The sequence below is a fragment of the Duganella sp. Dugasp56 genome (genome assembly GCF_047304105.1).
In the GTDB taxonomy this organism is placed as follows: Bacteria; Pseudomonadota; Gammaproteobacteria; order Burkholderiales; family Burkholderiaceae_D; genus Rugamonas; species Rugamonas hordei.
The window spans coordinates 58464-79002 of sequence record NZ_JBGLYQ010000034.1 but is presented as its reverse complement, the minus strand read 5'-3'; the positions used below and the strand labels follow the sequence as shown (position 1 = coordinate 79002).

16 protein-coding genes are annotated in these 20539 nt (G+C 66.2%); 9 read left to right on the top strand and 7 right to left on the bottom strand.

The features are described from left to right. Window positions 1-11 precede the first annotated feature (11 nt). The 5 genes from ACCD07_RS22575 to ACCD07_RS22555 all read right to left on the bottom strand — a co-directional run bounded on the left by ACCD07_RS22575 (window position 12) and on the right by ACCD07_RS22555 (window position 6076). Window positions 12-1151, bottom strand: a complete 1140-nt coding sequence (locus ACCD07_RS22575) for an efflux RND transporter periplasmic adaptor subunit (protein WP_176652102.1) — start codon at window positions 1149-1151, stop codon at window positions 12-14. A 52-nt stretch (window positions 1152-1203) separates the two neighbouring features. After that, on the bottom strand, window positions 1204-2745 hold the full coding sequence (locus tag ACCD07_RS22570) for an efflux transporter outer membrane subunit (RefSeq protein WP_413448634.1): 1542 nt from the start codon (window positions 2743-2745) through the stop codon (window positions 1204-1206). A gap of 196 nt (window positions 2746-2941) precedes the next feature. Further along, window positions 2942-3547 (bottom strand): EF-hand domain-containing protein, encoded by a 606-nt coding sequence (locus ACCD07_RS22565; protein WP_413448633.1) that lies wholly within the window; start codon window positions 3545-3547, stop codon window positions 2942-2944. A gap of 156 nt (window positions 3548-3703) precedes the next feature. Then, entirely contained in the window at window positions 3704-5269 is a 1566-nt protein-coding gene (locus tag ACCD07_RS22560; protein ID WP_413448632.1) for a protease pro-enzyme activation domain-containing protein, read from the bottom strand. A gap of 102 nt (window positions 5270-5371) precedes the next feature. After that, entirely contained in the window at window positions 5372-6076 is a 705-nt protein-coding gene (locus ACCD07_RS22555) for a substrate-binding periplasmic protein (protein ID WP_413448631.1), read from the bottom strand. A gap of 332 nt (window positions 6077-6408) precedes the next feature. Between ACCD07_RS22555 and ACCD07_RS22550 the strand changes: the two genes are divergently transcribed. From ACCD07_RS22550 to mctP, 4 genes are all read left to right on the top strand, one after another. Beyond that, the gene (locus ACCD07_RS22550; protein WP_413448630.1) at window positions 6409-6990 is read left to right on the top strand and encodes a PEP-CTERM sorting domain-containing protein; all 582 of its coding nucleotides are present in this window, start codon (window positions 6409-6411) and stop codon (window positions 6988-6990) included. Between the two features lie 27 nt (window positions 6991-7017). Continuing rightward, a complete protein-coding gene (locus ACCD07_RS22545) occupies window positions 7018-10584 on the top strand; it encodes a pectinesterase family protein (RefSeq protein WP_413448629.1) in 3567 nt (1188 codons plus the stop codon). 128 nt (window positions 10585-10712) lie between these two features. Then, on the top strand, window positions 10713-10892 hold the full coding sequence (locus ACCD07_RS22540; protein ID WP_176651497.1) for a DUF3311 domain-containing protein: 180 nt from the start codon (window positions 10713-10715) through the stop codon (window positions 10890-10892). Further along, window positions 10892-12394, top strand: coding sequence for a monocarboxylate uptake permease MctP (mctP, locus tag ACCD07_RS22535; RefSeq protein ID WP_176652104.1), 1503 nt, complete (start codon window positions 10892-10894; stop codon window positions 12392-12394). Before ACCD07_RS22540 ends, mctP begins: the two co-directional genes overlap by 1 nt. On the opposite strand, the gene ACCD07_RS22530 is transcribed toward mctP, so the two are convergent. Then, window positions 12363-13100: a GntR family transcriptional regulator gene (locus tag ACCD07_RS22530; protein ID WP_413448628.1), complete on the bottom strand. Its 738-nt coding sequence runs from the start codon at window positions 13098-13100 to the stop codon at window positions 12363-12365. The genes mctP and ACCD07_RS22530 overlap by 32 nt on opposite strands. 119 nt (window positions 13101-13219) lie before the next feature. On the opposite strand from ACCD07_RS22530, the gene ACCD07_RS22525 reads away from it, so the two are divergent. The 5 genes from ACCD07_RS22525 to ACCD07_RS22505 all read left to right on the top strand — a co-directional run bounded on the left by ACCD07_RS22525 (window position 13220) and on the right by ACCD07_RS22505 (window position 19982). Next, entirely contained in the window at window positions 13220-14047 is an 828-nt protein-coding gene (locus ACCD07_RS22525) for an ABC transporter ATP-binding protein (protein WP_413448627.1), read from the top strand. Next, window positions 14040-15050 (top strand): ABC transporter substrate-binding protein, encoded by a 1011-nt coding sequence (locus ACCD07_RS22520; RefSeq protein ID WP_413448626.1) that lies wholly within the window; start codon window positions 14040-14042, stop codon window positions 15048-15050. Before ACCD07_RS22525 ends, ACCD07_RS22520 begins: the two co-directional genes overlap by 8 nt. Then, a complete protein-coding gene (locus tag ACCD07_RS22515; protein ID WP_176651501.1) occupies window positions 15051-15800 on the top strand; it encodes an ABC transporter permease in 750 nt (249 codons plus the stop codon). Window positions 15801-15818: 18 nt separating this feature from the next. Next, on the top strand, window positions 15819-18191 hold the full coding sequence (locus tag ACCD07_RS22510; RefSeq protein WP_413448625.1) for a hypothetical protein: 2373 nt from the start codon (window positions 15819-15821) through the stop codon (window positions 18189-18191). A gap of 99 nt (window positions 18192-18290) precedes the next feature. Continuing rightward, window positions 18291-19982 (top strand): alkaline phosphatase family protein, encoded by a 1692-nt coding sequence (locus ACCD07_RS22505; RefSeq protein WP_413448624.1) that lies wholly within the window; start codon window positions 18291-18293, stop codon window positions 19980-19982. Window positions 19983-20000: 18 nt separating this feature from the next. Here the strand turns inward: ACCD07_RS22505 and ACCD07_RS22500 are convergent, their stop codons facing one another. Next, complete coding sequence (locus tag ACCD07_RS22500) at window positions 20001-20468, bottom strand: cache domain-containing protein (RefSeq protein WP_176651504.1); 468 nt, start codon at window positions 20466-20468, stop codon at window positions 20001-20003. Between the last annotated feature and the right edge of the window lie 71 nt (window positions 20469-20539).

The following is a 20539-nucleotide window of genomic DNA, read 5'->3' as shown; positions in this document are numbered from 1 at the left end:
GCGCGCCCTCCTTAGTGTTCTTGCGGCGTCGGATTCGGGCTGTTGGACGGCTGCACCTTGTTGTCGATGACGGCCGGGGTGCCGTTCTTCAGTTTCAGCTGGCCGCTGGTGACCACCGTCTGGCCCTCCTTCAGGCCGGTCAGGATGGCCACCTGGTCGCCGCGGGTCGGGCCGGTGGTGACGAACACCTGCTGCGCCACCAGCTGGGCGTTGCCCTTGTCATCCTTGGGCGCGTCCTTGCCCGTTCCCGGCGCCAGCACGAACACGGTCGAGCCGTACGGGTTGTAGGTGATGGCCGTCTGCGGCAGGGTCAGGTATTTCTTCTTGTCGCCCAGGTCCAGGCTGACATTGGCGAACATGCCCGGCAACAGCTGGCGCTTGGCGTTCGGCACGGTCGCCTCGACCTGCACGTTGCGGGTGGCCGGGTCCACTTTCGGGCTGATCGAGGTCACCTTGGCGGGGAAACCCAGGCTGGGATAGGCATCGTTGGTCAGGTTCAGCTTCTGGCCGATGGACAGGCCGGCCAGCTGCTTCTGCGGCACGTAGAAATCGACATACACGGTATCGATGGTTTGCAGGGTCACCAGCTTGTCGCCCGGGTTCAGGTACTGGCCGGGATTGACGGCGGTGATGCCCAGCTTGCCGGCGAACGGCGCGCGGATGGTCTTCTTGTCGACCAGCGCCTGCTGCTGCGCCACCAGCGCCTTGCGGCTCTTCAGGTCGGCGTCGTCGTTGTCGAGCTGCGCCTGGCTGATGGCCTGCGCGGCGAACTGCAGCTTGTCGCGCTTGAGCACCGAGGCCGACAGGTCGGCGGCGGCCTGCAGCGCGCGCAGCTGGGCCACGTCGGAATCGGCGTTCATCTCGAACAGCACCTGGCCGGACTTGACTTCATCGCCCGACTTGAAATTAACCTTGCGTACCAGGCCGGCGATCTCGGTGGTCACGTCGACGCCGCGCACCGGCACCAGCGTGCCGACGGAGGTCAGCTGCGGCTGCCATTCGGAGATCTCCGCCTTCATCGCGGTGACCACCTGCGCGCCCGGCTTGGGCGAGCTGGCGATCAGCTTCTTAATCTGCAGATACTTCCCGAACGCCAGCACGGCGATCAGCAAAATGACGCACCCTATCATGATGAATATACGCTTGGTCATGAGTCGCTTGGCCATGAATCTATCTCCTGCTATGGATGTTGTTCGATATTGCTTACTTGGTCTTGCCGTAAGGCGCCGCGGCCGATACGGCGGTCGCCGCCGGCACGCCGCCGGAACGGTTCCACCAGCCGCCACCCAGCGCCTGGAACAGCGCCGCCGTGTCGGCATAGCGCGCCGCCTGCGCCTGCACCAGGCTGACGTGGGACTGCTGGTAGACGCGCTGGGCGTCGAGCAGCAGCAGGTAGCTGATGCCGCCCAGCTTGTACTGCTCGGTGGCCAGCGCCAGCGATTCGGCCGCCAGCGATTCCGCCTCGGCCTGCGCCTTCAGCGACGCCGCGTCGGAGTCGAGCGCGCGCAGGCTGTCGGCCACGTTCTGGAAGGCCGCCAGCACGGTGGCGCGGTATTGCGCCGCCGCCGCGTCGTAGGCCGCTTCCGCCGCGCGCCGCTGCGCGCTCAGCGCGCCGCCGTTGAAGATGGGCGCCACCAGCCCGCCCGCCAGGTTCCAGGCGGTGGTCTGCGAATCGAACAGCTTGCCGAAGGTCTGCGCCGACGAGCCGTAGCTGCCGCTCAGCGTGAATTGCGGATACTGGGCCGCCGTCGCCACGCCGATTTGCGCGCTGGCCGCATGCAGCTGCTCCTCGCTGGCGCGGATGTCGGGTCGCTGGCGCACCAGCGCCGACGGCAGCGACACCGGCAGCGATTCCGGCAAGGTCAGCGACTCCAGCGAGAACTCCGGCATGCCGGCCTCGCTCGGCAGCTTGCCCGCCAGCACGGACAGCTGATGGCGGCTTTGCGCCAGCGCCTTTTCCAGCGGCGGCAGGGTGGCGGCGATCTGCGCCACCTGGTTGCGCTGGGTCAGCAGGGTATTGCGCGGGATGGCGCCGAACTCGAACTGCTTCTCGATGACGCCCATCTGCTTGGTGAGCGCGTCCAGCACTTCGCGCGTGGCCTTCAGCTGCGCCCGCAGCGACGCTTCGCGGATCGCCGTGGTGACCACGTTGGCGCTCAGCGCGAGATAGGTCGCCTCGACCTGGAAGCGCTGGTAGTCGACCTGCGCCCTCGCCCCTTCCAGCGTGCGGCGGGTGGCGCCGAACACGTCCGGCGTGTAGGCCACGTTGACCGAGGCGTTATACAGGTTGAACACGCCCGCGCCGTTGCCGGCGGTGGCCGCGGAAACCTTCTGCCGCGACACGCCCAGCTGGCCGTTCACCGACGGATAGACCAGGTTGCCGGCCTGGGCGTTGTACAGTTCCTGGGTCTGGCGCAGCGAGGCTTCGGCCGCCGCCATGGTCGGATTCTGTTCCAGCGCGCCGCGTATCAGCTGGTCCAGCGCCGGCGAGCGGAACACGGTCCACCACTGGGCCGGGATATCCTGCCCCGGCGCGAACTGCTGCGCCGCGCCGCCGGGGCCGCTGGACGCCGCCGTCGTCGCCGCCAGCGGCGTCGGGGTATAGCTGTCGCCGGCGTTGGCCGGAGCGGAGGGTGTTTTGAAATCGGGGCCGAGCGCGCAACCGCCCAGGGCGGCGGCGGCCAGGGCCGCCATGCCGGCGCGCGACGCGCGCCACTGCAAATGCTTGAATTTCTGGTTTCTCACTAAAAACTCCCGCTAAAAGATGCATGCCACGCCAAAAGTTAACTGAAACGCACTTTTGCCCGACATATTCGCACTTTTTGCAGAGTTAGTGTGTTTTTTGTATCGCGAACGGGATAGCCGAGGCCGCTGCTCCGCCTCAGGCATAAAAAAAGGGCTTTGCCGCTGGCAAAGCCCTTTTTATTGCAGGATGCAAGGATCAGGCGTCGGCGGTGGCCACCACGCCGTAGGCGCGGTTGGCTTCGGTCAGCGAGAAGGCCGATGGGCCGTCCGCCACCGCATCGGCGGCGTGCTGGCTGCTGCGGTAGGTGATCGGCATCTGGTAGCGGCGCAGCTCTTCCGGGCTGATCTTGCCATCGCGGTTGGTGTCGGCCGACATGTCGACCTTGCCGCTGCCCAGCAAGCCGTTCTCGTCCACGCCCGGCAGCGGGTCCGGCGCTACCAGGTCTTCGTGGGTGCCGTTGTCGGTGCCGAACTTGGCCTGGAAGAATTGGGTTTCGGGACGCTGCACCAGTTTTTTCAAGCCTTCGTCGAATTGCTTGAGCGCCAGTTTCAGGCTGTCGTCGTCCGATTCCGCCACCGCCTTGATCACGGCGCTGGCCTTGTCGGCCGCGTTGACGGTCGTGTTCGGGTCGGTCTGCAGCGGCGCATTGAAGCCGGGCAGCGACAGATAAGCCGCCACCGACGCGCTCATGTCCGCGTTGGTCTCGGGGGCGGGAGTGGCGATTTTCTTCGGCTCGAGTGCCTTCTCCGCAACAGCTGCTGCAGACAGGGTAGCACCACCAATGTTGTTCACCATAATCATAATCGGCTCCTATAACGGCTCGACCGCAAATAAATTCCTCACCTCACTATTCTATCAGCGTTTTGGCAACAATCACCATTTTTAGCGGCGTCCAGACGCAAAAAGTGTCTTTTTCCCATGCAAAACTGCCGCCTGGACACCTCCTGATCGGCAAAATTAATTGCTCAGTGCCTGCAATAGTTTTTCCCCATCGGGACAGCCCCAACCGGTGCACGCGTCCCATCCCGGGGCGGCCTGTTGCGCTCCATTATTGCCAACGACGATGTCGCGGGTCACGCCCTTGCCTTGCAGCGAACCGTACAGCAGCGGGTTGAGGAAGCCGACCGGATGGCCGATTTTCTGGTTGATCAGCGCCAGCAGCCCGGCCCACAGCGGCGCCACGGCACTGGTGCCGCCGATCACCAGCGTCTGGCCGTCCACCCTCACCCGGTAGCCGCTGGCCGGATCGGCGTCGCCGGCCACGTCGGGCACGCCGCGCGCCGCCTGGCCGTTGCCGACACCGGCCTGGTAATCCGGACGGGCGAAGAAGCTGCTGAAGCCGCCGCCGGTGGCGCTGTTCGGACCGTTGTTCCACACCGACTCGGCCGGCGCGCCGCCATCCTGCATCGTCACCCGCGTGCCGCCGCAGGCCAGCGCGTGCGGCGCCGACGCCGGGAAGTCGACGTGCTGGGCGCCGTCGGCCACGCCGTCGGTCGAGCCGTTGTCGCCCGCCGCGCACAGGATGGTCACGCCCATCGCGGCGGCATCGGCGAAGACCTGCTCGTAGGCCATCATCGCCTGCCCGGTCCAGGCCGATTCCGGCGCGCCCCAGCTGATCGAGATCACCGACGGCCGGTTGACGTCGTCGTGCACGGCGGCGGTGATGGCGTCGAGGAAGCCGCGCTCGGTGTTCGGCGCGTAATACACGGCGATCAGCGCGCCCGGCGCGACCGCGCCCGCCACCTCGATATCGAGCATCACTTCGCCGTCGGCGCTGTTGGCCGTGGTCGGCCGGTTCTTGGCGTGGTCGATCGAGATCGACTTGACGCGCGGCACCGGCAGCCCCAGTTCGCCGAAGTAGATGCGCAGGTCGCGCGGCCGGCTGCCGCCGCCCAGCTCGATAATGCCGATGCACTGGCCGCTGCCGTCCAGCCCCTGCGGAAAGTTGTACATCTGCGCCAGCTGCGGCGGCGTGAAGGAGATATTGGCCGCCGCCATCGAGGCGAAGGTGTCCAGCTGCAGGCGCTGGAACTTGGGCGTGGCCACCGGCCGGTCGTCCAGCCCGAACACGCCTTCGACCACGCCGGCCAGCTCATCGGGCACGCTCAGTTCGCCGACCCGGCCGCGATAGCTGCCGTCCGGGTATTCATACTCTTGCAGCTGCACGCCGAACGCGGCGCTCATCTGCGCCGCCGTACCGGCCAGCACCACGCGGCGCTGGGCCGGGCTGCTGCTGATGACCGCCATGCCGCGCTGCCGGGCGAAGTCTTCCACCTTGGCGATGTCGTCGTCGCTGGCGCCATGCGCCTGGGCGAACTGTTCGCGGCTCAGGTACCGGCGGCCGCCGGGCGAGGTGTCGGCCGTGGCCGGCTGCAGGTCCAGCGGCGCCAGCACCGGGCTGGCGCGCAGCCGGACCGTGATTTCCAGTGTCTGCTCGTCCGCCACCGGACCCAGCGCGACAGCGCCTTGCAGCGCCAATTGACCGCTGCCGGGAATGATATTCGGGTGGGAAGTAGTTGCCATCTGAATTCTCCTCTGAGGTGTTGGGGGGGATCTCAAACGATACTGTCGCCGGGCACCGCACGATTGATGCAGCACAGAGTGCGTGCGCTTTGAAACCGGGGATTAATCGCCGCGGCCGTAGCGCGCCTCGATGGCCTTGGCGCTGCCGTCGCGGTTCATCTTGTCGAGCGCGCCGGCCAGCCGCGCGCTCAGCACCGGATCGCACGTCTTGGAGCAGGCCAGGTAGTTGACGGTCGTGCCCAGCACGGCGCTGACCTGCACCTGGGGCGCCGGATCGAGCCCGCGCATCCATTCGTGGAACTGGCGCGTGGGGCCGTACCAGGCATCGAAGCGGCGCAGCGCCAGCATGCGCGCGCCGGCGCTGGTGTCGTTGATTTCGTAGATCTGGCTCTCGGCGAAGCCCTGCTCGCGCAGGATGTTCACGCCGGCCGTGCCGCGCGCCACGCCGACCAGGCGGAAGCCGGCGCGCGCCTCGTCAAACGAACCGACCTTCCGGTCCAGCGAAAAGAACGCGCGGTTGACCTTGGCGACCGGCGCGATCCAGTTGTAATGCGGCTCGCGCTCCTTTTGCCGCGCCAGCGGAATGATCAGGGTGTCGCGCGCCTCCGCGCTTTGCACCATCGCCATCGCGCGGTTGTTCGGCACCACGACGATGCGGGCGGTGTAGCCGGCGCGCTTGATCGCCTCCAGCGTCAGGTCGCCGGCGATGCCTTTGCGGCCGGGCTCGTTGAAGGTCAGCGGCGGCACCTCCATCAGGTACAACGTCACTTCTCCAGCCGCGACACGGGCGCAGGACAGCAACATCATTGCAAGCGCCATCACATTCCGCATCTCGCACCTGAGCCAGGAAGTAGCATTTGATTCATCCTACAAAGCATTATGTTATCGGTCAACCACTATCGAAGAAGCAACACATCTTCAACTTACCGGCCAGTCCGCCTTGCAAAATTGGTCAGACCACATTAGAATTGGCCGACCACCCAAGCACTTGAAGCTGCTTGCTGTATCACACAGATTTTTGACCAACTGCGAGCTCGGCCCTCCCGGCGCCCTCCTCGCGGTGGCGCGGCATACGCGAGGTGTGCCGACCGGCACCCGGCGCAGACCGGCGTTGTTGAACTCAATATCTGGAGACACAAATGCACAATCCCGTACTCAAAGCCATGGCGGCCGCATGTCTTGCGCTCGCCGCCGGCGGCGCGCAAGCGACCGCCGATCCGCTGCACAACGCCGTCATCACCGCCGCCTACAACGGCGACGCCGCGGGCATGCTGGGCGCCGACCACGGCTTCGCGGCCGACGCCGGCAGCAACGTCAGCGGCCTCGATCCCTATTTGTCCAATGCCGAATTCATCAGCGCCGACTACGCGCTGGTGTTCGACTTCGCGCCCAACGGCCACCTGACCATCTATAACAACGGTCCGCTGGCCGCCGGCAGCTACAGCGCCAGCTTCGATTTCGGCGCCACGCTGGCCGCCCCCATCACCGGCTTCGGCGTGACCGATGCCGGCGTCACCACCGGCACGCCGGTGCTGACCCTGGTGAACAACCACACCATCGCCATCGACCTGAGCGCCGTGAACTGGAACGGCGACTACAGTCCGCTGGAAACGGCGATCACGCTGCAGTCGCCGACCGCGCCGGTGCCCGAGCCGGCCGCCGCGTGGATGCTGCTGGCGGGCCTGGGCCTGCTGGGCCGCCTGCGCCGCAAACAGAACTAGTCCGCCCTCACACTCAAGGAGCACCTTATGAAACGCACAGGTTTCAGGGCGGCGCTACGCCTGTCCCTTTTGTTTTCCCTGCTGGCCGGCGGCGTCGCCGTGGCCACGGCGGCCGACGTCGCGCTGCAAACGGCGCCGGCCGACGGCTTTGCCGGCCAGGCCGGCGGCACCACCGGCGGTTCGGCCGCGCTGTCGTCCAACATCTACACGGCGACCAACCGCGTGCAGCTGCTGGCGGCGATCAAGCATGGCGGCAGCAACGCCAAGATCATCAAGCTCGCCGGCACCATCGACATGAGCGAAGGCGTGCCGTACGCGAACACCGGCGACCAGGCCATCCGCGGCCTGATACGCCTGCCCAGCAACACCACGCTGATCGGCGATGGCGCCAATTCCGGCATCGTCAACGGCCATATCATCCTGTCCAACGTCTCGCAGGTCATCATCCGCAACCTGAAGATCGTCAATCCCTGCGACGTCGGGCCGATCTGGGATCCGACCGACGGCGCGCTGGGCAACTGGAACTCGGCCTACGACGGCATCGGCGTCAGCGGCTCGGACCACGTCTGGATCGACCACAACACCTTCACCGACGGCGCCATGACCGACGACCTGCTGCCGGTCGAGAATGGCCAGGTCAAGCAATGCCACGACGGCGCGCTCGACGTCACCAACGCCTCGGACTACGTGACGGTGTCGTACAACGTCTTCGGCCAGCACCGCAAGAACAACCTGATCGGCTCCAGCGACACCGCCGTCGCCGACGGCGGCAAGCTGCACGTCACCTTCAGCAACAACGTGTTCCGCGATATCGTCAGCCGCGCGCCGCGCGTGCGCTACGGCCAGGTCCACGTGTACAACAACTACTTCGTCGGCAGCAAATCGCACCCGGCCTACCCTTACGAATACAGCATCGGCGTCGGCCAGGCCGCGCAGATCCTGTCCAACAACAACGTGTTCGAGATCGCCGGAGTGTCTCGCTGCGACGACGTGGTCGAGCCGATCGGCGGCACCGTGCCCGGCGCCTTCAGGGATAGCGGCTCGGTGTTGAACGGCGCCGCGCTGGCCGGATGCTCGGTGCCGAACAGCGTCGCCTACACGGTGCCGTATGCGTACTCCGCGCGGCCGCAGGCGCTGGTCAAGGCCAACGCGCTGGCGCAGGCCGGCGGCGGCAAACTGGTTACGTCGATCACCGGCAGCGGCAACGTCACGCCCGACGTCACCGTCACGCTGGCCTGCCCGCCTTCGGGCCTGTACTTCTGCGACGACTTCCAGAACGGCAGCTCGTCCAATTGGAACCTGCTGCCCGTGGCCGGCGCCAACGGCAGCTTCAGCGTCAAGGCTGAAAGCATAGGCGCCGCCAACATGGTGATGCAGTACACGGCGGCCAGCACCGGCGGCGTGCTGGCGCTGCTGAAGCCCGCGGCCATGAGCGCGGTGCCATCCGGCGACTACTACGTCGAGGCGCGCATCAAGCCGATGACCAACGGCACCACCGGCAACAAGCTGCTGTACCTGGTCACCCGCTACAAGGACGCCGCCAACTGGTACGGCGGCGGCCTCAATGTGCAGAGCAGCACCGCCAGCACCCAGGTGGAAATCGCCAGGATGCTGGCCGGCACGCTGTCGCGGCCCAAGCAGGTGAAGAAGCCGATCCAGATGGACGCGCAGTTCTACACCGTGCGCTTCGAAATGATCGGCACTTCGCTGACCGTCTATCTTGACGGCGAAGCGCTGGGCACCGTCACCGATGCCTCCTTTGCCGATCGCGGCCTGGTCGGCCTGTACACGGCCAACAAATCGTTCCAGATCGACGACGTGCGCATCGGCGATCCGGCGCTCAAGCCTTCGCAGCTGACGCTCAATCCGTCGACGCTGAGCTACTCGGCGGAAGTGGGCGATGCGCCGCTCGCCGTCAACGTCACGGCGGTCAAGCCGAACGGCACGCTCGATACCTTCGCCGCCAGCTCCAGCAACCCGGCCGTGGCCGCAGTGGCCATCAACGGCACGGTGCTGAGCGTGACGGCGGTCGGCGCCGGCAACGCCACCGTCACCATCGCCAGCGATTCCGATCCGACCCTGCAGCGCACCATCGCCGCCACCATCAGCCCGCAGTTCGTGCAGCCGGCGCAAGCCTATCCGCTGACCGGCGCGGTCATGCCCGCCGCGCATGCCGGCAGCGCCAATGTCGACGCCTCGCTCAAGCTGACCTTCGATACGCCGCCGACGCTGGGAACCAGCGGCAGCATCCGCATCTTCCGCAAGACCGACGACGCGCTGGTGGACGTGATCCGCCTGTCCGGCGAGACCGACATCCTGGGCTATGCCGGCCAGGCCACCATCCGCAAGGTCAACACCACGCCGGTCGCCGTCAGCGGCAACACGGTGACGATCAAACCGCACAGCAACAAGCTGGCTTACGGCACCGAGTACTACGTGGCAGTCGCCAACGGCGTGTTCAACGGCGCCACGCTGGGCGGCATACCGTTCACCGGCATCGGCAAGCTGGGCGACTGGTCGTTCACCACCCGCGCCGCGGGCCCGGCCGGCGCCGCCGCCAGCCTGACCGTGGGCGCCGGCGACGACGCGGACTTCAACACCGTGCAAGCGGCGCTCAACTACGCGATGAAGGAACTGGGCGCCAGCGATCCGCTGACCATCAACGTCCGCAACGGCGTCTACAACGAGCTGCTCTACCTGCGCGGCAAGAACAACGTGACGCTGGTGGGCGAAAGCCGCGACGGCGCCGTCATCCAGTACGCCAACTACGATACCCTGAACACCGGCTCCGGCGCCAGCCAGGCCAATGGCGACAGCGCCACGCCGTCCGGCGGCCGCGCGGTGATGATGGTCGAATCGGCCGACATGCTGACCATCGACACGCTGACGCTGAAGAACACCACGCTGCGCTCGAGCGCCATCTCGGCGCAGGCGGAAACCATCTACTTCAACAGCGACACCGGCCGCCTGGTGGCGAAGAACGCCAACTTCTTCAGCGAGCAGGACACGCTGAACCTGAAGGGCTACTCGTGGTTCTATCGCTCGCTGGTGGCCGGCAACGTGGACTTCATCTGGGGCAGCAGCCGCGCCGCGCTGTTCGAGGAAAGCGAAATCCGCTCCGTCGGCGACACCACCAGCGCCACCAGCGGCGGCTACGTGCTGCAGGCGCGCGTGGCCAACGCCACCGACAAGGGCTACGTCTTCCTCAACAGCAGCCTGACGCACGGCGCCGGTCCCGGACCGCTGCACGGCGACGTGCCGGCCGGCGCCACCTATCTGGCGCGCAGCCCGGGCGGCACGACGACGTGGGACAACATCGCCTTCATCAATACCAGGATGGATGCGCATGTGGCCACGGTGGGCTGGGCCGGCGCGGGCGTGAACGGCCAGCCGGCGCCGAATCCCGTGGTGCCCACAGCGGCCAGCGGCTGGCGCGAGTACGGCAGCACCACGCTGAACGGCACGCCGATCAACCTGGCGGCACGAGTCGGCGGCTTCCAGCTCAGCGCCAGCGACGTGGCGGCGGGCTTCGCCGACCGCGCCAAGGTGTTCAGCGCCTATGGCAGCGGCGCCGGCTGGAATCCGCAGCCCTAGCCATCATTTAGAGGGAGGCGCTGCAGGCTTTCTTTCAATATGATAGATTGTCGCCCACGATTGACGACCATCGGTATAAAAGACCGATGGCGTCTCTACGCATAACAATCCTGATCATGGAGATCCTCATGCGCTATCTGCTCGCCCTGCCGTTTATCGGCCTCCTGTGGCTCCCGTTCTACAACCACGAACTCCCATCGCTGTTCGGCTTCCCCTTCTTCTACTGGTATCAATTCGCGTGGGTGCCGCTGACGGCGCTTATCATCTGGATCGTCTACCAGGACGGCCTGAAAAAGGGAGAGGAATGATGGACGGCCAAATCAACTGGACGGCGCTGAGCGTCTTCATCTTCTTCTTCGCGCTGGTGACGGTGATGGGCTTCCTCGCCTCGCGCTGGCAGAGCGGCAAGGAAAACAAGGGCGCCCACCTCGATGAATGGGGCCTGGGCGGCCGCAACTTCGGCACCTGGATCACCTGGTTCCTGGTCGGCGGCGACTTCTACACCGCCTACACCGTGATCGCCGTGCCGGCGCTGGTGTACGCGGTCGGCGCCTACGGCTTCTTCGCGCTGCCGTACACCATCCTGGTGTATCCGATCGTCTTCCTGATCATGCCCAAGCTGTGGCACGCGGCGCAAAAAGCCGGCCACGTGACGGCGGCCGACGTGGTGTATGGCCGCTACCTGTCGCGCCCTCTGGAGTTCGCGATCGCCTTGACCGGCGTGGTCGCCACCATGCCCTACATCGCGCTGCAGCTGGTCGGCATGGAAGTGGTGATCAAGGCGCTGGGCCTGACCGGCGAACTGCCGCTGGCCGCCGCCTTCGTCATCCTGGCCCTGTACACCTACTCGGCCGGCCTGCGCGCGCCGGCGCTGATCGCCTTCGTCAAGGACCTGATGATCTACATCGTCGTGCTGGTCGCGGTGGTGCTGGTGCCGATGAAGCTGGGCGGCTACGGCGTGGTGTTCTCCTCCGCCGCCGAAGCGTTCGCGGCCAAGGGCGGCAACACCGGCCTGACCCTGAAGTCGGCGCAAATACTGCCGTTCGCCACGCTGGCGCTGGGCTCGGCGATGGCCGCCTTCATGTATCCGCACACGCTGACCGGCATCTTCGCCGCCAAGAGCGCGGACACCATCCGCAAGAACGCCGTGTTCCTGCCGGCCTACACCATCCTGCTCGGCCTGATCGCGCTGCTGGGCTTCATGGCCTACGCCGCCAAGATCACCGTCAAGAACAACAACGACGTGGTGCCGGCGCTGTTCAACGCCTTGTTCCCGAGTTGGTTCAGCGGCTTCGCGTTCGCCGCCATCGCCATCGGCGCGCTGGTGCCGGCGGCCGTGATGTCGATCGGCGCGGCCAATCTGTTCACCCGCAACTTCTGGAAGCCCTACGTCAATCCTGCCGTCACGCCGGCCGGCGAGGCCCGCGTGGCCAAGCTGGTGTCGCTGGTGGTCAAGGTGGGCGCGCTGGTGTTCATCCTGTTCCTGCCGACCAAATTCGCGCTCGACCTGCAGCTGCTGGGCGGCGTGTGGATACTGCAGACCTTCCCGTCGGTGGTGTTCGGCCTGTTCTTCGGCTGGTTCGGTTCGCGCGCGCTGCTGTCCGGCTGGGCGGTCGGCATCGGCGCCGGCAGCTGGCTGGCGTTCAGCGACGGCATCAAGCCTATTCACACGCTGGTGATCGGCGGCGACAACTACACCGCCTACACCGGCTTGCTGGCGCTGATCCTGAACATCGTCGTCGCCGTCATCGTGCAGCTGGTCGCGGGCGGCGCCGGCGCTAGCCGCCAGCCTGCGCAAACGAAGTCTTGATGACGAACTCGTAGCGTTCCGGCCGTATGTAGAACTGCGACCGGTCGCAGCACGCGCCGTCTGCGAAGTAGGAGCTGCGCTCCATCACCAGCAGCGGCGCGCCCTCCACCACTTCCAGCGCCGGCGCCAGTTCGGCGTCGGCCTGTCCCACCTTGATCGCCAGGTCGGCGCGCGCCACCGCCTGGCCGGTCAACTCCTGCAAGATCGCATACGAGGGCGTGCGCTCCATGCGTTCACGATCCGCGGCGTCCATCAACAGCGGCAGATAGCTGCGGCCCACCGCCAGCGGCGCGCCATCCAATAAATGCAGGCGCAGCAGCCGCAAGCAGCGTCCATCCTCGTCCCCCATCACGCTCAAGGCGCCTCCCGGCGCATCGACGATCTCGCGCGACAGCAGCCGCATCCCGGCCTGCAAACCCTGCTGCAGCAAGGACTCGTGAAAACTGCGCAGCTGGTCGAGGCCATGCCGCAGCTGCTTGCCCGCCGCGTAGGTGCCCTTGCCCTGCTTGCGCGCCACCGTCCCTTCCTGCTCCAGCCTGGCCAGCGCCAGCCGCACCGTCACGCGGCTGACGCCGAAGCGCAGGCACAGCGCCGCCTCCGACGGCAGTTTGCCGGTAGGTTCGAAGCGGCCCTGTTGGATTTCCTCGCGCAGCAGCGAGGCGATTTGTTCGTACAGCGAGGCGATGTTTTCTCTTATCAGGTGCATGGCGGGTCGGGAAGCGGCAATCAGGGAACAGATATGCAAATGCGGAAATGTCAGTTCTTACAACTTGTATTAAAACGTATTATCACAGCCATACCAAAAAAATGCTTGGATTTCCAGCCATGACCAACAACAAAATTCCCGCGATACCGGCCGCCATTTCATCTGCCTTTGCGCCCGCCGCCGCGCTGTCGCTGGACGGCGTGTCGTTCGCCTGGCCGGGCGGCCAGCAAGTGTTCCGCGACCTGTCGCTGCAGGTCCGTCCCGGCGAATTCATCGCCATCCTCGGCCCATCCGGCTGCGGCAAATCGACCTTGCTGAACCTGTTGTCCGGCTTCCAGCAACCGGATAGCGGCGCCGTGCGCATCAACGGCCGCGCGGTCAATCCGGAGATGCAGGAACTGGGCTATGTGTTCCAGTCGCCCAACCTGTTCCCGTGGCTCAGCGCCCTGGACAACGTGCGCTTCGGCCTGCGCATGGCGCGGCAGCTGTCGGCCGCGGAGCAGATCGAACGTGCGCAGTCTTACCTTGAGCTGGTCGGCCTGGCCGATGCCGGCGCCAAGCTGCCGCATCAGCTGTCGGGCGGCATGCAGCAGCGCGTGTCGCTGGCGCGCACCTTGGCGCTGGAACCGCGCGTGCTGCTGATGGACGAGCCCTTCGCCGCGCTCGACGCCATCAGCCGCAACACCATGAACGAGGAGACGCTGCGCCTGTGGGCCGCGCTGGGCCAGACCACCGTCTTCATCACCCACGATATCGACGAGGCGATCTTCCTGGCCGACCGCGTGGTGGTGCTGGGCACGGCGCCGGAAGGCATACGCGCCATCGTCGACATCGACCTGCCCCGTCCGCGCAGCCTGCAGCACACGCGCCGCCTGCCGCGCTTCCTCGACTACCGCAACGACTTGCTGGACCAGATCACCCCGACCAGGAGCACCACCCATGCGTAACAACATCCTCGCCGCCCTGCTGTTGGGCACCCTGTCCATGTTTGCCCAGGCGGCCAGCCAGCCGCTGAGGATAGGCTGGGTCTACGCCATGGCCAACGCGCCGGCGGCGGTCGCCGAGCAGCAAGGCCTGTTCGCGGCCGAGGGCCTGAAGGTCGAACTCAAATCCTTCGGCGACGGACCGCTGCTGCAGCAGGCGGTGGCGGCGGGCGAAATCGATGTCGCCTATGTAGGCGCGCCGCCGGTGTATCAATGGTTCTCGCGCGGGCTGGAAGGCAAGATACTGGCAAAGGTCAATTCCGGCCAGGCCGCCGTGATCGCATCGAACGAGGCCGGCATAAATACGGTGGCCGACCTGCGCGGCAAGAAGCTGGCCGGCGTGGCCAAGGGCAGCGGCATGGACGTGCTGCTGCGCGGCTATGTGCTGAAGGACTACGCCAAGCTCGACCCCGAGCATGACCTGTCTATCGTCGCCATGCCGCCGGCGAACATGAACGCGGCGCTGGACCGCCACGTGGCCGACGCAGCGTTCTCGTGGGAGCCGTTCGTCAGCGAGGCGCTGCTGCGCGGCGGCAGCCGGCTGGTGCTGGACGTGAACAAGGCGCTGCCCAACTATCCGTGGTACGTGATCATGGCCGTGCCCAAGACCCTGCACGAGCGGCCCGACGACGTGGTCAAGCTGCTGCGCGCCCATAACAAGGCCATCGCCTTCCTCAACGAACAGCCCGATGCGGCCAACCGCATCATCATCGACACCTTCAAGATCGCGCCGATCCAGACCGTCGACGGCAAGACCGTGGCGCCGGAAGCGGTGGTCAAGGAAGCGCGCAAGCGCCTGGGCTGGTCGGCCAAACTGGAAACGTCGGACCAGCAGTTCATCCAGCGGCTGATGGACTATTCGCTGGCGCTCGGCTTCATACCCAAGGCGCTGAAGGTCGAGCAGCTGCTGGACCTGTCGTGGCAGCAGAAAACGCAATTGAAAACACAACCAAAGGCGGCGCCGTAAATGCGCTGGCCGAAACCTTCATGGAGCTGGGCCTCGCTGCCGTTCCTGCTGCTGGCGTGGGGCCTGGCCGCCAGCCGCTTCCCCAGCTACGTCCTGCCGCAGCCGTGGGAAGTGCTGGCCGAGGCGACGCGCTGGGTCCGCGACGGCAGTCTCGGGCCGCACTTGCTGGCCAGCGTGCTGGAGGAGCTGGGCGGCTTCGGCGCAGCCATCGCCGCGGCCCTGCTGCTGGGCGTGACAGGCGGCGTGTCGCCGCGCTTCCGCGCCTTCATCTCGCCGCTTAACAGCCTGTTCATGGCGATACCGCCGGTGGCCTGGGCGCCGCTGACGATGATCATCTTCGGCCTGGGCTACGTCTCCATCATGGTGGTGATCCTGGTGGCGGCGGCGTTTCCCATGGCCGTCACCATCCAGCAAGGCGTGCAGGCCATCGGCCGCGGCGAGGTGCGCGCCGCCCGCGCGCTGGGCGCCAAGCCGGCGCAGCTGCTGCTGCACGTGTACCTGCCGGCGTCGCTGCCGGTGCTGACGGCGGCGCTGCGCATCGGCTTCAGCCAGGCCTGGCGCGCGCTGGTCGCCGCCGAGATGGTCGGCGCCAGCAAGGGCATCGGCTGGATGGTGTCGATGGGCGGCCAGGTCGGCAACAGCAGCCAGGTCCTGCTGGGCATCGCCATCATCGGCCTGATCGCCTGGCTGATGGAAAGCCTGGTGTTCCGCCGCATCGAACGCCACTACGAAAACTGGCGCACCGCATAAACAGACAAGGAAAACGACATGCCGCAATTTGATCCGAAAACCGAAGCCGGCGACTACATCGCGCCCATCGGCCTGTATGAACGCAACAAGAACCTGCCCTTCCTCGGCAGCCTGTCCTGCCCGCGCAGCGAACTGGTGGCCGGAGAATGGGCCGAGCTGCAGCTGGTCTACACGGTGGGCGGCTCGGGCCTGGCGGACGGCGCCTGGCTCAAGCTGGCCTTCAAGTTCTATTCCGACTGGGCGCTGTTCCAGACCAGCGATCCGGCCGGCGCCAACTACGTCTCGGCCGAATACCACGCCGGCGAACTGGTGCCCGGCCAGAGCGCGGCCACGGTGCAGCAGCTGAAAGTGCGCTTCGACCAGAAAGGCCACGAACGGCCGTTCCAGAAAGCCGTCATCATCGACATCGTCGACGGCTACCTGAACCCGGGCGATCGCATCGTGATCCGCCTGGGCGACCGGCGCCAGGGCGGCGGCGGCACGCGGGTGCAGAGCTTTGTCGAACAGGGCTTCCGCTTCCGCATGTTCATCGATCCGCTGGGCAGCTCCAAGTTTGCCGAGGTGCCGGGCGACAGCCTGATCGACATCGTGCCCGGCGCGCCGGCCAGCCTGCAGATCGTGGCGCCGCGCCTGGTCGGCAACGAGGAAGCGTTCGACATCATCGTCCGCGCCGACGACGCCTGGGGCAACACCTGCCGCAACCTGCCGCTGGCCGGCACGCTGCGGCTGCATGGCCCGGAAGGCGAAGTGCGGGAACAAGCCTATACGCTGGCCGAATCCGGATGGGCTGTGGTGCGCGCCGAAGGCCTGCGCCTGGCGCGCAACGGCGAATGGCGCATCGCGGCCGGCGTCGACGATCCGCGCCTGGCCGAGGCCAGCGCCTACGTCAACGTGGAAAACAGCAGCGGTGCCCTGCGCGCGCTGTACGCCGACCTGCATGTGCATTCGGACGACACGGTCGGCACCAACGACACCAGCTACAACCTGAGCTACGGCCGCGACGTCGCCGGCCTCGATGTGCTGGGCTACACCGCCAACGATTTCAACATCACCGAGCAGCGCTGGAACAAGGCCGTGGAACTGATCCACGCACTGAACGAGCCTGGGCGCTTCGTCTGCTATCCAGGCACCGAATGGTGCGGCAACTCCAGCGCCGGCGGCGACCGCAACATCGTCTTCCTGCGCGACGGCAAGCCGCGCTTCCCCTTCGACGACAAGGGCCGGCTGGTGCGCTCCTTCGAGTGGAACGAGTTCACCGCCGGCACGCTGAAGCCCGGCGCCTGGCCGGTCGACGAACTGTATGCGGCCTATGCGGACGATCCCGAAGGCCATCTGATGATGCCGCACATCGGCGGCCGCCGCTGCAACCTGGACTGGCACCACCCGCAGCTGGAGAGGCTGATCGAAGTGGCGTCGGCCTGGGGCCAGTTCCATTGGGTGTACGCCGAGGCGCTGCGGAAAGGCTACCGCATGGGCGCCGCCGCCAACAGCGACGAGCACCAGGGCCGTTGCGGCGGCGGCGTGCCGGCCACCGCCGTCTTCGGCTCGCGCGGCGGCCTGACCGGCGTCATCGCCGAACGCTTCGACCGCGAAGGCGTGGCCGTCGCCCTGCGCGCGCGCCGCACTTTCGCCACCACCGGGGAGCGCAGCTACGCCAGCCTGAAACTGGGACAACACTGGATGGGCGAAGTGCTGAGCGCCGGCGCCGGCGCGCAACTCGACTATCGCCTGCTGGGCGACCAGGGCTGGGAATCGGTCACGCTGTACGACGGCGCGCGCGTGGTCTGGCAGCGCGACCTGCACCGTGAGGCGGGGCTGGCCGACGGCCGCATCCGCCTGCGCCTCGGCGGCGCGCGGGTGCACGAGCGCTATCGCGGCGCCTACTGGAGCGGCACCATCCGCGTGACCGGCGCCGTGGTGCGCGACTTCAGCGCCTACGGCCTCGATCATCCCGAGCAAACCGTCTGGCGCCAGGACGCCACCACCATCGCCTTCCGCACCAGCACCAGCGGCGATACCGACAGCATCGAACTGGATCTGTCGACGCTGGCCGGCGCCCGCATCGAGGTGCACTCGCGCATCGACAGTTATATCAAGGTCGGCGATCCGCTGCAGCCGCAGGCCTATGTCCATGCGCCGCAGGCCGTGCTGTCGCTGGCAGGAGAAGAACTGCTGGCTGCCGGCGGCGTGGAGCAAAAGCTGCCGGGAGCGGAATTGAGCGTGGCGGTTGAACGCATCAGCGCAGGCGCGCTGCCGCGCGAGGTGGCTGGCAGCATCGCGCTGGGCGAACTGGAGCTGGAACCGGGGCGCGAGCATCCGCTGTTCATCACGGCGCGGCAGCGCGACCAGTCGCGGGTCTGGACCTCGGCGCTGTTCCTGACGCCGGACTAACCGCCGGCGATTTTCTGTCATCGCATCGTCACACAGCTCGGGTATCATGGACGCTGCCCGCATCACGCGCGGGCCTCCTCCAACCTGACACGAGCAACTATGACAAAGAATGTACCGGCATGCCTGCCCGCCCTGCGGATCCTGGCCACCTGCTTAACCTTCTGCCTGGCCGCCGACTGGGCCCAAGCGGCAGCCCCCTCCGCGACCGCGGCCGCCCCCGCGCAGCCAAAGCTGGTGCTGGTGATGGTGGTGGACGGCCTGCCGAACGAGCAGCTGCAGCGCTATCGCGACCAGTTCGGCCAGGGCGGCTTCCGCCGCCTGCTGGACCAGGGCGCATCGTTCAGCAACGCGCACCAGGCACACGGCATCACCGTCACCGCGATCGGCCATAGCGCCGTGCTGACCGGCGCCTATCCCTATGTGCACGGCATCATCGGCAACAACTGGATCGACCCGGTCACCAAGAAATCGGTCTACTGCACCGAAGATACCAACTACACCTATATCGGCGAAGAGACCAAGTCCAGCGACGGCACCTCGCCGAACCGCCTGAAGGTCGACACGCTGGGCGACCAGCTGCGCTATGCCACCGGCAACCGCAGCAAGGTGGTGGCGGTCTCCGGCAAGGATCGCGGCGCGATCCTGCTGGCCGGTAAAACCGGCACCGCCTATATGTACATGGACAAGACCGGCGACTTCGCCAGCAGCACCTTCTACATGAAGCAGCATCCGGACTGGGTCAAGCAGTACCAGGCGGGCAAGCCGCAGGACCGCTACTACGGCAAGTCGTGGACCGCGCTGCTGCCCGAAGCCGCCTACGCCGGCGACGCCAGCGAAGACCTGAATGCGCCGAAACCCGGTACGCACAACCGCCTGCCGTACACCTACTACAGCGAAAGCGGCGAGATCGACGCCGGCTATTACAACAACCTGAAGACCGGCCCCTTCCTCGACCAGCTGACCATCGACTTCGCGCGCGCCGCCGTCGAAGGCGAAAACCTCGGCCGCAATCCCGCCGGCGTGCCGGACCTGCTGGGCGTGAGCCTGTCGGCGCATGACTATGTCAACCACGCGTTCGGCCCGGAAAGCAAGCTGTCGCACGACCACCTGCAGCGGCTGGACCGCATGCTGGCCGACTTCTTCAACTACCTGGACAAGCGGATCGGCATGGACAACGTGGTGGTGGTGCTGACCGCCGACCATGGCTTCCCGAACACGCCGGAGTTCTCGCAGACGCAGCACATCGACGCCCAGCGCATCGACGGCGACAAGATGATGACGGCGCTGGGCAAGCACCTGTCGGACAAGTTCGGCGGCGCCAAGCTGCTGAGCGCATGGTCGCTGCCCAACATCCACCTCGACTACGAGCAGATCGACAAGAGCGGTTTGAAACGCGAAGAAGTGGAAAACGCCGCCGCCCGCTTCCTGCTGAAGCAGAACGGCATCGTCGAAGCGTACACCCGCACGCAGCTTGAAAGCGGCGCCGCCAACACCACGCGCATCGCCACCCTGATGCGCCGCGCATGGAACCGCGAAGCCTCCGGCGACCTGATGGTGGTCACCAAGCCGTACTGGTACTTCGGCACCGGCATCAGCGGCACCTCGCACGGTTCGCCGTACGCCTACGACACCAACGTGCCGCTGCTGATCATGGGCAAGCGCTGGATCAAGCCTGGCTACTACGGCCAGTACGCCGAAGTGGTCGACATCGCGCCGACGCTGGCGAACCTGCTGCACGTGCGTCCGCCGTCAGGCGCGGAAGGCCGCGTACTGACGGAAACGCTGCGTTAAAAGTAAAACCGGGCCGGCTTATTTGTAGATGCCGCAGCCGATCACCAGGTCGTCGACCTTTTCCAGATAGGTGGACTTGGCTTCGATGTTCTTGGTGATCGGATTCGGCCATTTGTAATGGACCCAGCCGCTGCCCTTGGAATTGACCAGTTCAAGCATGTTCTTGAACAGGAAATTGCCGTCGGCGTCCTTCATCTCGATGACGTCCTTGCCGATGATCTTGGGCAGGGTGCCATGCGCCAGCATCTTGGCCTTTTGATCGATCACGAAAATATACAGGTCGCGGTCGATAAACTGCCCTTTCGGATCGCTGAACTCCGCCAGCGCCTTCTCCCTCCCGTTCTTCTTGTAAAACGCCACCGCCTTCTTCACCAGCGCGGTGGCGTCGTCGGCGTTGCCCTTCCCCTGCGCGAAGGTGGCCGGCGCGGCGGCCAGCAAACCCAATGCGATCGTCAGCGACAGCAGTCGTTTAAAAATACCGGTCATATTCATCTCCGTTTTAGTTTGGGTAAGTACGAATGTAGACCTGCTGCACGTTTTGCACAACAAAATGTCGC

What these genes read in the sequence shown, in the direction of transcription:
- ACCD07_RS22575 (WP_176652102.1), bottom strand. Translation starts at nt 1,151, where the DNA reads ATGACCAAGCGTATATTCATCATGATAGGGTGCGTCATTTTGCTGATC.
- ACCD07_RS22565 (WP_413448633.1), bottom strand. Translation starts at nt 3,547, where the DNA reads ATGATTATGGTGAACAACATTGGTGGTGCTACCCTGTCTGCAGCAGCT.
- ACCD07_RS22560 (WP_413448632.1), bottom strand. Translation starts at nt 5,269, where the DNA reads ATGGCAACTACTTCCCACCCGAATATCATTCCCGGCAGCGGTCAATTG.
- ACCD07_RS22555 (WP_413448631.1), bottom strand. Translation starts at nt 6,076, where the DNA reads ATGATGTTGCTGTCCTGCGCCCGTGTCGCGGCTGGAGAAGTGACGTTG.
- ACCD07_RS22550 (WP_413448630.1), top strand. Translation starts at nt 6,409, where the DNA reads ATGCACAATCCCGTACTCAAAGCCATGGCGGCCGCATGTCTTGCGCTC.
- ACCD07_RS22545 (WP_413448629.1), top strand. Translation starts at nt 7,018, where the DNA reads ATGAAACGCACAGGTTTCAGGGCGGCGCTACGCCTGTCCCTTTTGTTT.
- ACCD07_RS22540 (WP_176651497.1), top strand. Translation starts at nt 10,713, where the DNA reads ATGCGCTATCTGCTCGCCCTGCCGTTTATCGGCCTCCTGTGGCTCCCG.
- mctP (WP_176652104.1), top strand. Translation starts at nt 10,892, where the DNA reads ATGGACGGCCAAATCAACTGGACGGCGCTGAGCGTCTTCATCTTCTTC.
- ACCD07_RS22530 (WP_413448628.1), bottom strand. Translation starts at nt 13,100, where the DNA reads ATGCACCTGATAAGAGAAAACATCGCCTCGCTGTACGAACAAATCGCC.
- ACCD07_RS22525 (WP_413448627.1), top strand. Translation starts at nt 13,220, where the DNA reads ATGACCAACAACAAAATTCCCGCGATACCGGCCGCCATTTCATCTGCC.
- ACCD07_RS22520 (WP_413448626.1), top strand. Translation starts at nt 14,040, where the DNA reads ATGCGTAACAACATCCTCGCCGCCCTGCTGTTGGGCACCCTGTCCATG.
- ACCD07_RS22515 (WP_176651501.1), top strand. Translation starts at nt 15,051, where the DNA reads ATGCGCTGGCCGAAACCTTCATGGAGCTGGGCCTCGCTGCCGTTCCTG.
- ACCD07_RS22510 (WP_413448625.1), top strand. Translation starts at nt 15,819, where the DNA reads ATGCCGCAATTTGATCCGAAAACCGAAGCCGGCGACTACATCGCGCCC.
- ACCD07_RS22505 (WP_413448624.1), top strand. Translation starts at nt 18,291, where the DNA reads ATGACAAAGAATGTACCGGCATGCCTGCCCGCCCTGCGGATCCTGGCC.
- ACCD07_RS22500 (WP_176651504.1), bottom strand. Translation starts at nt 20,468, where the DNA reads ATGACCGGTATTTTTAAACGACTGCTGTCGCTGACGATCGCATTGGGT.